This window comes from Myxococcus sp. CA039A, from assembly GCF_013336645.1.
Taxonomy (GTDB): Bacteria; Myxococcota; Myxococcia; order Myxococcales; family Myxococcaceae; genus Myxococcus; species Myxococcus llanfairpwllgwyngyllgogerychwyrndrobwllllantysiliogogogochensis.
This window is the reverse complement of record NZ_JABUMQ010000123.1, coordinates 15,174-28,975: the sequence shown is the minus strand read 5'-3', so window position 1 is coordinate 28,975 and position 13,802 is coordinate 15,174. Positions and strand designations below refer to the sequence as shown.

Here is a 13,802-nt window from a genome sequence, read left to right as displayed (position 1 = left end):
CCCCAGCAACCCGTGCCACAGCGCTCACGGAGTCACTCACTCGCGTTGACTCCGACGGGGAGACACCCAAGCAGGCGCCATGCCAGCGCCCTTGGCGGGGGTTGCGCGCCTCTATCTCCTTTAGATCTCTTGGAACTCCGACGGCCTCACGGGGTGAGCGGCTTCTCACCGGTCGGAAAAAATGCCCGGACAGGGAACTTTGCTTCCTGTGAAAAGGACGGGAGGCGGCCCTGGGTTGCCGGTGGGCATTCGCGTTCCTAGCTTGCGCCGGTCCGGGTAGGGGACAGGGGAGGTGCCGCGTGTACTGGACGATAGGGATGATCCTGATGGTGCTGTGGGGGCTGGGGCTCACCGCGGGTTCCACCGAGGGGTATTGGGTTCACCTGTTCCTGCTCTTCGCGCTGCTCGCCTTCGTGGTGGGCGTGGTGTCGCGGGGCCGGCGGACGGCGCTGTCATGAGCGGCCAGGGCCTGGAGGCGGAGGGCGTGGAGCTGCCTCGGGACACCGCGGGCTTCACGCGCCGCGAGTGCCCCAGCTGCATGCGCCCGTTCAAGACGCGGCCAGGCCCGCATGACGCCCGCGCGCTGCTGCACAAGCTGCAGGCGTTCTTCGCGCTGGAGAACGCGCACGAGAGCGAGGAGGGGCTGCCCGTGTGGCGCTGCCCCTACTGTGGCCATCGCGCGGAGGCGGACGGCTTCCTCACCCCGGCGCAGCAGACACATCTGGAGTCGGTGGCGCGCGCGTGGGCCAATCACGTCCGCTACGAGCAGCTCGCGCACGTCTCGCGCACGCTGTCGCTCAACCCCAGTCCCACGTTCGTCGCGGTGGCGCCGGAGTCACTGCCGGGCCCCATGGAGCCGGAGCCGGACGAGCTGCTGCGCGTGATTCCCATGCTGTGCTGTGGGGAGGACGTGAAGCTGCTCTGGGAGTGGGATCAGCTCATCTTCTGTCCCCGCTGCGGCGCGCGGCATGGCGGCCTGAGTGGTCGGCAGCAGGTCCAGCTGGAGATCATCCCGGAATAGACCGGGGTGCGGTGGACGCGGGCGCGCCGGGGCGGCAGGCTCGCGCGCCATGACGAAGTTTCCCTGGGGAGCGCTGCTCGCGGGCCTGTTGCTGCTTCCGAGCGGCGCCTCCGCCCACGACGCCGACATCCTCTACACCCAGGTGCGTCGCGCCGGGCCCGCCGAGGCCGAGGTGCGCCAGGTTGTCACCCTCACCGCGGGCACGCTGGGCCTGCTCGTCCCGGCCGACGCGGACGGGGACGGCACGGTGTCCCAGGCGGATCTCGACGCCCGCAGGCCCTCGCTGGAAGTCGGCGTGTGGGACGCGATGCCGCTCACCGCCGGCGGCCAGCCCTGCGCGCGCACGTCCCACGCGGCGCTCCTCCGGCAGACCTTCGTGGAGCTGTCGGCGATCTTCACGTGTCCGGAGGGGCCGCTCCAGCAGCGCTACGCCGTCCTGTCGGTGCTGCCCGCGGGCTACCGGGTCATCCTCGGCAGCGCGGTGGAGGGGGAAATGCCCGGGGCGCTCTTCGCGGACGCCGCGCAGCCGTCGCTGGCCATTCCCGGGCCGGGGCAGGGGGCCTCGTCGGCCGTCAGCGGGTTTGGCGGCTGGGTGGGGCTGGGCCTGCGCCACATCTTCGAGGGCGTGGACCACCTCGCCTTCCTGCTCGCGGTGCTGCTGGTGGGAGGCGGGCTCAAGCGGGTGCTGCTCCTGGTGACGTCCTTCACCGTGGCGCACTCGATCACGCTGGGGGCCACCGCGCTCGGCTGGGTGGTGCTCGACGGAGATCGGGTGCGCTGGGTGGAGGCCGCCATCGCCGCGTCCATCATCTATGTGGCGGTGGAGAACCTGGTGCTGCGCGAGCACCGCCACCGGGCGCTCATCACCTTCCTCTTCGGGCTGGTGCACGGCTTCGGCTTCGCGAGCGTGCTGGCGGGCTATGGCCTGGGGGACTCGGTGGTGAAGGGGCTGGTGGGCTTCAACCTGGGCGTGGAGCTGGGGCAGGCCCTGGTTGTCGTGGTGCTGCTGCCGCCTCTTCGCATGCTCCAGCGCAGGCCCGCGGTGCACCGCGGGGCGGTGCGAGTGTTGTCCGTGTGCATCCTCGCCGCTGGTGGGTACTGGATGGTCGAGCGCGCACTCGGTTGAATCCGGCGGCACCCATCCCTACGTTGGGCTCGAAGTGGGTAGGGATCGGGGGACGTAGATGGGTGCGAGGCATACCCGGCTGGCCGCGGCACTGGCGGCCGCGTGGGAGGCGGAGGTCGTCTCCGCCCGGCGGATGACGATGCTCGCCGAGCGGATCATGGACGCCAGGGTCCGCGCGAGGCTGATGGTGCTCGCCGCGTTCTGCCGGGCGCACGCCTCGCGGCTGCTCGCGCGACTGGCGGCGCTGGGACGGGGGCCCCTGCCGGTGCCCCCCGAGGAAATCGAGCTGGACGCGGACACGCTCCTGGAGCTGCGGCGGGAGGGCGCCTTCGCCCGAGCGTCCGCCGCGCGCTACGAGACGACCGCCGAGCTGGCCCGGCAGCAGGCGGACCTGTCCTCGGCGTGGGTCTGCGAGCTCAACCGCACCGAGGAGCAGGACCGTGCCCGGGAGCTGCTCGCCCTGGCCGAAGGAGCCCTGGCCGCATCCACCATGGCCAGCTCCACCGCCGCCGCCGCGCCCGCCGACTCCTGAAAACGCGCGTCGGGCGCTCGCTCTCCCGGTGACAGTCCCCGCGTGTTGGGCGTAGAAATCCGCCCATGGCGAAGGAGAGCTACGACGATCTCATCTTTCAGCTCGGCGACCTCGCCCGGGACAGGCTCCCGGGCAAGCCGAACTGCCCCCGCTCCATGGACCGTGTCTACAAGGCGGAGGAAGCGGTGGTGGCGCGCCGTGACGAACTGGCGGCGCTCGAGCAGGAGATGAACGATGAGGACGCCGCCTATCAGGCGTTCCTCGACGAGCAGGAAGCGGAGAAGGTCGGCCACCAGGCCATCGTCCGCAAATGGAAGAAGGCGGTGGACGCCATCGACGGCAAGGTCAACGACCTGCGCAAGACGCTCGCCACCCGGCGCGCGGAGCTGCGCTACGCCGCCGATGGCCTCATCAAGCTGGAGAAGAAGATCGCCGACATGGAGCTGACGCGACAGGACGTCGCCCGCATCGACGTCGCGCGCACCAACCTCAAGAAGAACCGCCTCACCCAGATGCGGCTCGGCCGGGAAGTCGAGGACCTGGACCTCCGGCTGTCCACCGCCCTCACCCCGGAGCCCGGTCAGCCCGGCGCCCCCGGCATCCTGGCGCACAAGCGCCTGTTGGAGATGGAGGACGAGGCCGAGGCCCGGCTGGCCGAGCACGACCAGCGCATGGCGGAAGTGGATCAAACCATCGCCACGTTGGAGGAACAGGTGAAGGCGGCCGAGGATTATCTGGATCAAGCGCTGTTCCTGCTGGGCGAGGACGTGTACGCTCAGCGCATCGCTGACGCGCAGCTCGCGGCCTTCTACCCAAGGCTTGATCGCGCTCAGTGAGGTACCCCCCCGCCCGTAGTGCTTGACGTGGGGGGTATGTCTGCTACATTGCGCCGCTTCCTGGGGACCGCAGTGTAGTTCGCGGGCCAGATCATTGATTTTATTGGGTTTTTCCGCGCCTACGCGCGCTGGCAGTGTGAGGACGACGTGAAGGGTCTGATTGGCAAGAAAATCGGGATGACCCAGGTGTTCAATGACGAGGGCAACCTCGTTCCCGTGACGGTCATCGACGTGAGCACCTGCCAGGTCGTGGGCAAGCGTACCCCGGAGAAGGATCAGTACTCCGCGGTCACCCTGGGCTTTGGTGAGATTCGCGAGAAGATTCTGAACAAGTGCGAGCGGGGCTTCTTCAAGAAGGCCAACGTCCCGTATCGCCGCCACGTGAAGGAGTTCCGCGTCACGGTGGAGGAGGCCACCTCCTTCAACGTCGGCGACGCCGTCAAGGCGGACCTCTTCTCCAAGGGTCAGCTCGTGGATGTCACGGGCGTGACCAAGGGTCGTGGCTTCTCCGGCGTCATGCGCCGCTGGAGCTTCAAGGGTTCGCAGACCAAGACGCACGGCACGCACGAGTATCAGCGTCACCCGGGCGCCATCGGTCAGCGTAAGACGCCGGGCCGCGTGTACCCCAACAAGAAGATGCCGGGTCACTACGGCGTGGAGCAGGTCACCACGCAGAACCTGACCGTCGTCGAAGTGGATCTGGAGAAGGGCCTCGTGCTGGTCAAGGGCGCCGTCCCCGGCCACAACAACGCCATCGTCTTCCTGCGCCCCAGCATCAAGGTGGCGATGCGCGAGCAGCACAAGGCCGCGCGCCGCGGTTGATCCGCTGCTGAGCGTCTTCTTCTGAAGCGCTCCTGACGCCCCGCTTCCGGGCCCGATTCGTCGGGCATCCGGGCGGGGCGTTTTCTTTTGCGGGCTTCGCTGAGGCCGGAGGGGCACGGGGGTGCTCCCGGTGGGAAGCCGTGGCCTGTGTCGTGCCCAGGCGTGGGCGTTTCTCCGCCCCGAAACGTTGACCGGTGGGCGGCGCGGTTGCCCGAGGGTGAAAATAATTCCGCCCCGTGGGTTCCGTGGCTTGTCGTGAGTGGAAGCCGTGCGCACATGGATGCGCCACGAAGGCACCTGGCGTCGGGTGACGCAGGCGCCCTGGATGGGGGAGGCTTTGGACTCCCGCACACGGCGGCCCATCCCCTTGGGCCGGGCAGGAACCATGAACGCACGCACGCTCCGCGTCTTTGCTCCACTGCTGATCTGGCTGGCGGCCACTGGGGCCGCCGCGCAGGATGACGAGGCCGTCCTCGACAACGTCGTTGTCCGCAATCGGCTGTACGAGCCGGGCGGACACCTGGAGGCGTCGCTGGGGGTGGGGTTGCCCCTCCAGACGCATCTGACGGCGCACTACTTCTTCTCCGCTGGAGTCGCCTACAACCTCTTCAACACGTTCGCCGTGGAGGCGCGCGCCGGTTATGCGGCCAGCCGCCACACGGGACTGGCGCGCTCCATCTCCGAGAGCTTCCTGGCGCGCGAGGACAAGCGCGTCACCGACGAGCTGGAGGACCTCTGGGAGATGAACTTCCACGGGGTGGCCGGCGTCCGGTGGGCGCCCATCTACGGAAAGCTGAGCCTGGTGTCCGACCTTCCCGCGCACTTCCAGGCGTACGTCTGGGCGGGCGGCGGGGTGGGCAGCTTCCAGCGCAACTCCGTCATCCAGTGCTCGCAGGTGGTGGATCGGGATCTGGGCGTCTGTGACAACCGCACCTCGTTGGACGACCGGGGCTCCGCTTCGGAGAACTACTGGGTGCGCGAGACGCGCGTGGCGCCGGTGGTGTCCGCGGCGGTGGGCTTCCGCTTCTTCATCCTCGAAAAGCACGGCGTGCGGCTGGAGCTGCGCGACTGGGTGTTCCGCGACAACTACCGCGTCAACCTGGTCCGCGACGACTGGGAGGCGGGGCGGGTGACGGGTGATGTCGCCTCCAGTCCCGGCCTCACGCACCTGGTGCAGTTCGACCTCGGCTACACCTTTTCCTTCTAGGGCCTTCTGAAAACCATGCGACCGATTCTGTCCCTCGCGCTCCTCGTCGCGGCGGCGGCCCAGGCCGCCCCTCCGCGCTTCCCGACGCCCGCTGTCGTGCTCGCCCAGGCGGAAGAGGCTCCGTCCGTTCCCGGGCCGGGCGCGGAGACGTCCGTGCCTCCGCCTCCCGCGCGGCCCCCGGAGCCGAAGCCGGAGGTGCCTCGCGCTCCGACGTCACGTCCGGAGCCCACCGTGCCCATGGAGGCCGCCGAGGCGCCGAAGGTCGAGCCCGCGCTCGCGCCCATGGATGAGGCACAGGACGAGCAGCCCGTGCTGTCCGAGCCCGAGCGCGCGCGCGACGTGGACCCGCCAGTGACGCCGGAAGACGCGCCGGTGCTGGCCTCGTCGGACGAGGCGCCGCGCACCACGGACGTCCAGCAGCAGCGGCTGGTGAATGGCGCGCCGCTCTACAACCCGAACGTGTCGCTGCACATCGTCCAGAAGAAGCGCTTCGCGGACGAGAGCAAGCACGAGCTGGCGCTGTACCCGGCCGTCGTCCAGGTGAACGGCAAGTACACCAACCACGCGGGCACGGCGCTGCACTACAGCTACCACCTGCAGGAGAACTTCGCGCTCCAGGTGACGGGCCAGTACAACTGGCACACCAACGAGAGCGACTTCAACCTGGAGCTCATCGACAAGGTGCGCGAGCAAGCCCAGGCCGCCTCGTCGCTGCTGCTCGTCTGGGGCGCGCAGGCGGGCGTGGAGGTGACGCCGCTGTACGGGAAGTTCGCGTTCCTCGACGACAAGCTGGCGCAGTTCAGCCTGGTGCTGAGCGGCGGCGCGGGCGTGGGCTCCACGCGGCACCTCATCCGACCGGAGGTCTCCAACGAGGTCGACGGGCAGCGCTACAACGTGCCGGCGCGCTTCGGTGACACGGGCAACAAGTTCCTCGGCTCGGTGGGCGGTGGGTTCCGGCTCCAGTTCGGCGAGTCGTACGCGTTGCGCCTGGAGGTGAGGGACCTCATCTACACGGCGCGCGTGGACAAGGTGGATGGCTGCAACCTGGCGGACTTCGAGACGCTGGAGGCCGCGCGCGCCGGTGGCCAGGAGTTCAGCTCGCTGCAGCTCAGTGGCAGCTGCAAGTACGAGAAGTTCGATGGCGTGGATCCGAAGACGAAGAAGAACTACCGCGAGGACATCATCCTCGGCCGGGATTTGGTGGCCGAGCCGTCTTCCGACGTCCTCAACAACATCAGCTTCTACGCAGGCTTCTCGTTCCTCTTCTGATTTCGCCATGAAGGCACGACTCGCCATGAAACGACTGCTCCACATCCTCGTCGTCCTGGCGCCGTTCGCGGTGGCCGCCCAGCAGGACTCGGGTGGCTACAACCGCGCGCTGGCCGCCTTCAATGCCGGTGACTTCGACACCGCCGCGCCGCTTTTCTTCCAGGCCTCGGAGTCCGGCGGTGACGCGGACACGAAGGGCAAGGCGGAGTTCTTCCTCGCGCAGTCGCTGGCGAAGAAGGGCCTGCCCGTCTCGGCCTTCATCTCCTACGCGGCCATCGTCAACGCCGGGCCCTCGCACCCCTCGTACCTCAAGGCGGTGGAGGGGCTGGTGGACATGCAGCAGCAGTTGGACGAGCAGAACCTCATCCCCAGCATCCTCAACCAGGCGTACTCGGAGGAGGTGCGGGACAAGTGGGTGACGCTGCCCAAGGAAGTGCTCGCCCGCATCAACTACCTGGTGGGCACGGTGAGCCAGCGCCGCATGCGCTTCGAGGAGGCGCGCTCGCTGCTGGAGGCGGTGCCGAAGGACAGCCGCGTCTACGCGAAGGCTCGCTACCTGCTGGGCGTGGTGCTCGCGGACCCGCGCTTCCCGGGCCGTCCCGGTGAGGGCGAGGCGCTGGACAAGGAGGCGCTGGCCGCCTTCAACGCCTCGCTGTCGTCGAAGGAACCGCAGGTGGAGCTGAAGGCGACGCAGCACCTGGCCCTCATCGGCCTGGGCCGGCTGCACTACCGCCGTGGCGAGTACGCCGACGCCACCGTCGCCTACGAGAAGGTGCCGCGCTACACGCGCTACTGGGACCAGTCCCTCTTCGAGAACGGCTTCGCGCGCTTCCAGAACGAGGACTTCGGTGGCGCGCTCGGCAGCCTCCAGGCGCTGCATGCGCCGCAGTTCGCCGGGGCCTTCCAGCCGGAGTCGTGGATCCTCAAGTCGACCGTCTATTACTACTCGTGCCTCTACGACGAGGTGAAGACGACGCTGGCGGCCTTCGACGAGCTGTATGGCCCCATGGCCAAGCAGTTGGAGCCCTTCACCGCCGAGGATGGCGACCTGGTGCAGGCCTACAACCTGGTGGCCGCGGAGAACCGCCGGCTGCCGCGTCCGGTGTACCTGTGGCTGCGCAACAACGAGCGCATCCGCGAGGTGATGCGCGTGCTGGCGAAGCTGGATGAGGAGAAGCGGGACTTGAGCGGTGGCCCGTGGCGCGGCACGCCCCTGGCGACGCAGACGGTGGCCTCGCTGGAGGACGTGCGCGGCACGCTGCTCCAGGTGGGCGGCACGCTGGCGCGCAGCCGCATTCGCGAGGCGGCGGACAACCTGCGGACCTTCTCCGACCAGGCCGAAATCATCCGCGTGCAGACGGCGCTGGACGAGAAGGACTTGCTGCAGGCGGGCGTGGACCAGAAGGCGCTGCTCACGCGCCAGTCGCTGTACCGCCCGAAGATGCCGGGCGCGGCGTGGAACTACTGGAAGTTCCAGGGCGAGTTCTGGATCGACGAGATTGGCTACTACCAGTACACGCTGAAGCGTGGCTGCCCGGCGAAGACAGCCGAGCAACAACAGCCGTGACGCCATGGGCCACGGTTGCCCAGACATCGTCCACGAGGGGACCTCCTTGGCGCACATCAGGTGCCGGGGTGGTCCCCTTCGGCGTTGTTGGTGCGCTGCATGCCATCGCAAGAGGCGTTCCACGCCACTTCTCATTCGTGGAGTGCGCGTCTACTTTCGTTCGTCCCTCGTGCCCGGGCGAACGGCTGCTCGGTGGTCGGGGCGGCTTCACAGTCGGGAGCTCGCATGAAGGTGGTGCTTCGTTTCGGTGCGCTGGCGGTGGGCGTGGCGCTCGCTACTGGCGGCGGGGTGGGAGAGGCGGCGGAAGCGCCAGCGCGCAAGGCGATGAAGAGGCCCGCGGCGTCGTCGGCGTCGAAGACGTCCGGTGCGGCGGGCGCGGCGAAGAAGGGCGCCCAGGCGAAGAAGGCGGAGGAGAAGGCGGCGCCACCGCCGGGTGTCGCGCCGGAGGACGTGCGGCGCGGTCCGGCGCGCGTGAAGCCCGCCACCGCCAAGTTCGCCGACATTCCTCGCATCGCGGACTCGCGCAAGAACGCGCTGGCGGACAAGAAGCGCGACGAGGCGATTGAAGCCTTCAAGCGCCTCATCCCCAAACTCCAGGACGGCAATCAGCAGAAGGCGGAGATGCTCTACCGCCTGTCGGAGCTGTACTGGGAGAAGTCCAAGTACCTCTACCAGTTGGAGATGGACCGCTTCCTCGCGGAGGAGAAGAAGTTCGACGCGGCCCAGGCGCGGGGCGAGAAGCTGGAGGCCCCCAAGCAGGACCATCGCGAGAGCGAGCGCTACCGCACGGAGACGATGGGCATCTACGAGGACATCCTTCGGGGATACCCGCAGTACCCGCAGCGCGACGAGGTCCTCTTCTCCATGGGCTACAACCTCTACGAGCTGGGCCGGCGTGACGACGCCGTGGCCCGCTACGAGGAGCTCATCAAGGACTTCCCTCGTTCGCAGTTCGTGCCGGACGCGTACATCCAGCTCGGCAATCACTACTTCGAGTCGAACAAGCTCATCCCCGCCAAGGCCAACTACGAGAAGGCCCGCGACTCCGGGGTGCCGAAGATCTACGGCTACGCCGTCTACAAGCTGTCCTGGTGCGACTACAACACTGGCGACTACGACGCGGGCCTGAAGAAGCTGCACGAAGTCGTGGACTACGCCGCGAAGCAGCCGGAGCTGGGTGACCTGCGCACCGAGGCGCTCAATGACCTGACGGTCTTCTACGTCCAGTTGGATCAGCCCAAGCAGGCCATCTCCTACTTCCGCGAGAAGGCGCCGGCGAAGCGCCAGGGCCGGCTCATCGCCAAGACGGCCGCGGGCCTGGTGGACGCGGGTCACTTCGACAGCGCCATCCTGCTCTACCGCACGCTCATCGATGACGAGCCCATGGGCGTCAGCGCGCCCGAGTACCAGCAGGCCGTCGTCCGCGCCTTCGAGGGTCTGCGCCAGCGGCAGCAGGTCCGCAAGGAGATGAAGCGGATGGTGGACCTCTACAGCCCGGGTGGCGAGTGGTGGAAGTCCAACGAGGGCAAGGCCCCCGTGCTGCGCAACGCCTTCAACGTCACGGAAGAGGCGATGCGGGTGATGGTGACGGAGTACCACCAGGAGGCGCAGAAGACGCGCCAGGTGGAGACGTACCGGCTCGCGCGCGACATCTACAAGCAGTACGTGGAGGCGTTCGCCTCCAGCTCCAACCCGGAGTACGTGGCGGACTCCGCCTTCAACCTCCGCTTCTTCTACGCGGAGATTCTCTGGGCGCTCGAGGAGTGGCAGGCCGCGGCGGCCGAGTACGACGCGGTGGTGGCGTTCAAGATTCCGGACCGCGACTCCGCGCGAGAGGTCTCCAGCGAGAGCTACCGCAAGAGCGCCGCGTTCAACGCCATCCTCGCCTACGACAAGCTGGTCAAAATCGAGCGCGGTCAGCTCGCGAAGAGCGACCTCAAGGACGGCCAGAAGGTCGACGAGAAGAAGGACAAGGGCGACGTCGCGCGGCAGAAGATCGTCAAGCGCGACGCGAAGGAGAAGGAAGAGGAGTCCCTGACGAAGTTCGAGGAGAGGCTGGTCTCCGCGTGCGACACGTACGTGAAGCTCTACCCGGACACGCAGGATGAAATCGACCTGCGCTACCAGGCGGCCGTCATCCTCTATGACCGCAGCCACTTCGTGGACGCGGCGCGGCGCTTCGGCGAAATCATCGAGAAGTTCCCCGAGGAGCGTCGCTCGCGTGACGCCGCGGACCTCACCATGTACGTGCTGGAGAGCCGCCAGGAGTGGCTGGAGCTCGCCACGCTGTCGCGCAAGTTCCTCGACAACAAGAAGCTGGCCAAGCTCGGCTCCGACTTCGCGCTTCGCGTGGGCCGCGTGGTGGAGGGCAGCCACTACAAGTGGGTGGACGAGGTCGTCTACAAGCAGGAGAAAAACCCGAAGAAGGCCGCCGAGGAGTTCCTCAAGTTCGTGAAGGAGTTCCCCAGGTCGGAGAACGCGGACCGCGCGCTCGTCTACGCCATGTCCATCGCCCAGGAGGCCGGCGAACTGGACCGGGGCATCGAGGCGGGTGAGCGCGTCCTGGCCGAATACCCGCGCAGCCCCTTCGAGCTGAAGGCGCGCTACACGCTGGCGGGCCTCTACGAGAAGGTCGCCGACTACCGCAAGGCGGCGACGCTGGCCGAGTCCTTCGTGGCCCAGTACGACGCCGCGCTCAAGGCCGGCGAGGCCGAGGGGAAGAAGTCGAAGGACGCTCGCGCCAAGACGACGGCGAAGAAGAGCGACACGCCGGGAGGCGAGGAGGACGCGGACTCGCGCCGCTCGCAGAAGGCCGCCGAGCGCAAGGCGCTGGTGGCCGAGGCGGGGGCCTGGGTGGCGGATGCCCAGTTCAACGCGGGCGTGTGGTGGGAGGGCGCCGGTGAGGCCCAGAAGGCCGTGGCCGCCTACAACGCCTACGTGATGCGCTTCCGTGAGCGCAAGGACGTGCCGCAGGTGGCCTACTCGGCCGCGCTCGTCTGGGAGAAGGAGCGCAAGTGGAGCGAGGCGGCCCGTGCGTTCGCCGCCTTCGCGGACGGCTACGGACGGGACTCGCGTGCGACGCCCGCGCAGCTCTACCTGGCGCGCTACCACGAGCTGCTCGCGTGGCAGCAGCTCAAGAACGCGCGCGAGCAGGAGCGCGTGCAGGCGGAGTTGGTGCGCTCGTACGGCCGGCTGCCCGAGGCGGTGCGCAAGGAGGATGCGACGCTCAACGCGTACGCCCACGCGCGCTTCCTGGCGCTGGAGCCCACGTGGAAGCGTTACTCGGACATCCGCTTCACGCGGGTGAGCACCATCCGCAGGGACCTGGCCGCCAAGCAGCGCGAAATCCAGCGCATTGAAAAGGAGTACCTCGCGGTGCTCTCCACGGGCTCGGGTGAGTGGGGCATCGCCTCGCTGACGCGCATCGGCCTGGCCTACGCGGACTTCGCTCGCAACATCATGGACTCGCCGGACCCGACGGGGCTCGATGAGGACCAGCTCGGCATGTACCGCGCGGAGCTGGAGAACCTCGCGCTGCCCCTCGAGGACAAGGCCAACGAGGCGCTGGAGAAGGCGCTGGAGAAGTCCTACGAGCTGGGGCTCTACGGCCCCTGGACGCTGGCCGCGCAGGACCAGGTGAACCGCTTCCACCCGGGCGCCTATGCGCAGGTGCGGCAGGTGGGCTACCGCAGCAGCGACACGCTCGCGACGGCCGACCTCGCGAAGGAACCCGGAGGAGCCGCGGGTGCCACCGCCACGCCGGCACCGCCCCCGGACTCGAATGCCCCCACGGCTCCCGCCGAGCCGAAGGAGGGCGCTCCGAAGCCGCCGGCCTCCGAGGACAGAACGCAGGCACCCACGGCCGCGGTGCAGGAGGTGCGGCCATGACTCGCGACACGTCGAAGACTTCCACGGGAATGATGCCGATGAAATGGTTCCGCTCGCTCGTCGTCGGCTCGCTGGCCTTCACGGCCGGGTGCGCTTCGGGTCCTCAGCAGAAGCCCTCCGCGCTGCCGACGAAGCAGGCGCCCTCCGCGCCGGCCTCCTCGACGACGCCATCCCAGCTCGCGCGGCCGGAGGCGAAGGAGGCCAGCGCCTCCGACCACTTCACCCAGGCCCTCCAGGCCTATGAAGCCGGAGACCTGGACGCCGCCCGTCAGGGCTTCGAGAAGGTGCTGGCGAAGTCGCCGCAGAGCCTCAACTCGCAGTTCAACCTGGGCGTCATCGCCGAACGCCAGGGCCGCGTGGACGACGCGCGCAACGCCTACGAGAAGGTGCTCCTGCTGGAGCCGGCGCACACGCCCTCGGTGGTCAACCTGGCCAGCGTCTACCGCAAGCAGGAGCGGGGGGATGATGCGATTGCCCTCTTCGAGAAGGCGCTGAAGGCACCCGGTCACGCGCACGACGCGGCGCTGCTCAACGGCCTCTCCGCGACCTACCGACAGCTGGGCAAGCTGGACCAGTCCGAGCTCACCGCGCGCCGCGTGCTGGAGCGCAACAAGGACCACCCGGACGCGTACAAGAACCTGGCGTACGTGGCCTACGCTCGCGAGAAGTACCGCCTCGCGGAGCTGCTCGTGGGCACCGCGCGCAAGCACGCGGAGAAGGACCCGTCCCTCTACAACCTGCTGGGCATGGTCTACCTGAAGCTCGACGAGCGGCCGCGCGCGCTCGCGCAGTTCCAGAAGGCCGTGTCGCTCGACGAGAAGTACGCCCCGGGCCACCTCAACCTCGGTGCCCTGGCGCTCAGCTACCGCGACTACGCGGGCGCCGAGCGGGCCTTCACCCGCGCGCTCGAACTGGAGCCGGACTCCACGGAGGCGCGCCTGTCGCTGGCCTGGGCGCTGGATGGACAGAAGGGGCGCGACTCAAAGAAGGGCATCGCGGCGGGCGAGGCGTTCGAGAAGGTGCTCGCCAATCGCGCGGACCTGCCCGAGGCCGTGTGCGGCGCGGGCTGGGCCTTCGCCTCGGACCGCACGGGCTGGGAGCGCGCCGTGGCCTTCCTGGACCGCTGCAAGTCACTGGAGTCCACCACTGAACAAGAGCGGCAGATGATCACCGCCAAGGTCCAGGGCCTCCAGAACATGCTCAAGGCCCCACCGCCGGAGGCCGCCACCGCCGGCGCGGAAGGCGAGAAGAAGGACGAAGCCACCGGTGGCGCGGGCTCCATGCTGAACCAGCTCCCGCAGGACGCGAACGCGCCCACGGAGGCCACGCCTCCCCCCGCGGAAGGCGCCGGGGCAGTCGAAGGGGCGACGACGCCCGAGGCAACCGAGAGCGCTCCAGCGGAGGCCGCGCAGCCGAGCGGTGAGGGCACGGGCACGTCTGCTCCCGCACCAGTGCCGGCGCCCCAGGGTGCGAGCGCTCCGCCCACGAAGTAGGACGGCAGGGATGACAGGGTCTGGGGGAAGTTTTTTCCATC

At 68.6% G+C, this 13,802-nt stretch carries 11 protein-coding genes; all 11 read left to right on the top strand.

Annotation, left to right across the window (positions count from 1 at the left end; translation table 11 throughout):
• Window positions 1-299: 299 nt before the first annotated feature.
• The 11 genes from HR086_RS49240 to HR086_RS21330 all read left to right on the top strand — a co-directional run bounded on the left by HR086_RS49240 (window position 300) and on the right by HR086_RS21330 (window position 13,761).
• Window positions 300-458 (top strand): lmo0937 family membrane protein, encoded by a 159-nt coding sequence (locus tag HR086_RS49240; RefSeq protein WP_141649494.1) that lies wholly within the window; start codon window positions 300-302, stop codon window positions 456-458.
• The gene (locus HR086_RS21375; RefSeq protein ID WP_174459191.1) at window positions 455-1,021 is read left to right on the top strand and encodes a hypothetical protein; all 567 of its coding nucleotides are present in this window, start codon (window positions 455-457) and stop codon (window positions 1,019-1,021) included. The genes HR086_RS49240 and HR086_RS21375 overlap by 4 nt, the downstream gene beginning before the upstream one ends.
• A gap of 49 nt (window positions 1,022-1,070) precedes the next feature.
• Window positions 1,071-2,147, top strand: coding sequence for a HupE/UreJ family protein (locus HR086_RS21370; RefSeq protein ID WP_174459190.1), 1,077 nt, complete (start codon window positions 1,071-1,073; stop codon window positions 2,145-2,147).
• Window positions 2,148-2,205: 58 nt separating this feature from the next.
• On the top strand, window positions 2,206-2,679 hold the full coding sequence (locus HR086_RS21365; RefSeq protein ID WP_174459189.1) for a hypothetical protein: 474 nt from the start codon (window positions 2,206-2,208) through the stop codon (window positions 2,677-2,679).
• 65 nt (window positions 2,680-2,744) lie between these two features.
• On the top strand, window positions 2,745-3,515 hold the full coding sequence (locus HR086_RS21360; protein WP_141646042.1) for a hypothetical protein: 771 nt from the start codon (window positions 2,745-2,747) through the stop codon (window positions 3,513-3,515).
• A gap of 147 nt (window positions 3,516-3,662) precedes the next feature.
• Window positions 3,663-4,337 carry a 50S ribosomal protein L3 gene (gene rplC, locus HR086_RS21355; protein ID WP_141646041.1) on the top strand — a complete coding sequence of 225 codons (675 nt, stop codon included), beginning with the start codon at window positions 3,663-3,665 and terminating at the stop codon, window positions 4,335-4,337.
• Window positions 4,338-4,722: 385 nt separating this feature from the next.
• Window positions 4,723-5,544: an outer membrane beta-barrel domain-containing protein gene (locus HR086_RS21350; protein WP_141646040.1), complete on the top strand. Its 822-nt coding sequence runs from the start codon at window positions 4,723-4,725 to the stop codon at window positions 5,542-5,544.
• Window positions 5,545-5,559: 15 nt separating this feature from the next.
• On the top strand, window positions 5,560-6,813 hold the full coding sequence (locus tag HR086_RS21345) for an outer membrane beta-barrel domain-containing protein (protein ID WP_174466520.1): 1,254 nt from the start codon (window positions 5,560-5,562) through the stop codon (window positions 6,811-6,813).
• A 25-nt stretch (window positions 6,814-6,838) separates the two neighbouring features.
• A complete protein-coding gene (locus HR086_RS21340; RefSeq protein ID WP_174459187.1) occupies window positions 6,839-8,380 on the top strand; it encodes a tetratricopeptide repeat protein in 1,542 nt (513 codons plus the stop codon).
• 225 nt (window positions 8,381-8,605) lie between these two features.
• Entirely contained in the window at window positions 8,606-12,268 is a 3,663-nt protein-coding gene (locus HR086_RS21335; protein ID WP_174466519.1) for a tetratricopeptide repeat protein, read from the top strand.
• Window positions 12,265-13,761 carry a lipopolysaccharide assembly protein LapB gene (locus HR086_RS21330; protein ID WP_174459185.1) on the top strand — a complete coding sequence of 499 codons (1,497 nt, stop codon included), beginning with the start codon at window positions 12,265-12,267 and terminating at the stop codon, window positions 13,759-13,761. Before HR086_RS21335 ends, HR086_RS21330 begins: the two co-directional genes overlap by 4 nt.
• The last annotated feature ends 41 nt before the right edge of the window (window positions 13,762-13,802 follow it).

Coding starts and splice junctions, on each gene's coding strand:
- HR086_RS21365 (WP_174459189.1), top strand. CDS start 2,206: ATGGGTGCGAGGCATACCCGGCTGGCCGCGGCACTGGCGGCCGCGTGG.
- HR086_RS21370 (WP_174459190.1), top strand. CDS start 1,071: ATGACGAAGTTTCCCTGGGGAGCGCTGCTCGCGGGCCTGTTGCTGCTT.
- HR086_RS21340 (WP_174459187.1), top strand. CDS start 6,839: ATGAAACGACTGCTCCACATCCTCGTCGTCCTGGCGCCGTTCGCGGTG.
- HR086_RS21345 (WP_174466520.1), top strand. CDS start 5,560: ATGCGACCGATTCTGTCCCTCGCGCTCCTCGTCGCGGCGGCGGCCCAG.
- HR086_RS21335 (WP_174466519.1), top strand. CDS start 8,606: ATGAAGGTGGTGCTTCGTTTCGGTGCGCTGGCGGTGGGCGTGGCGCTC.
- HR086_RS21350 (WP_141646040.1), top strand. CDS start 4,723: ATGAACGCACGCACGCTCCGCGTCTTTGCTCCACTGCTGATCTGGCTG.
- HR086_RS21330 (WP_174459185.1), top strand. CDS start 12,265: ATGACTCGCGACACGTCGAAGACTTCCACGGGAATGATGCCGATGAAA.
- HR086_RS21375 (WP_174459191.1), top strand. CDS start 455: ATGAGCGGCCAGGGCCTGGAGGCGGAGGGCGTGGAGCTGCCTCGGGAC.
- HR086_RS21360 (WP_141646042.1), top strand. CDS start 2,745: ATGGCGAAGGAGAGCTACGACGATCTCATCTTTCAGCTCGGCGACCTC.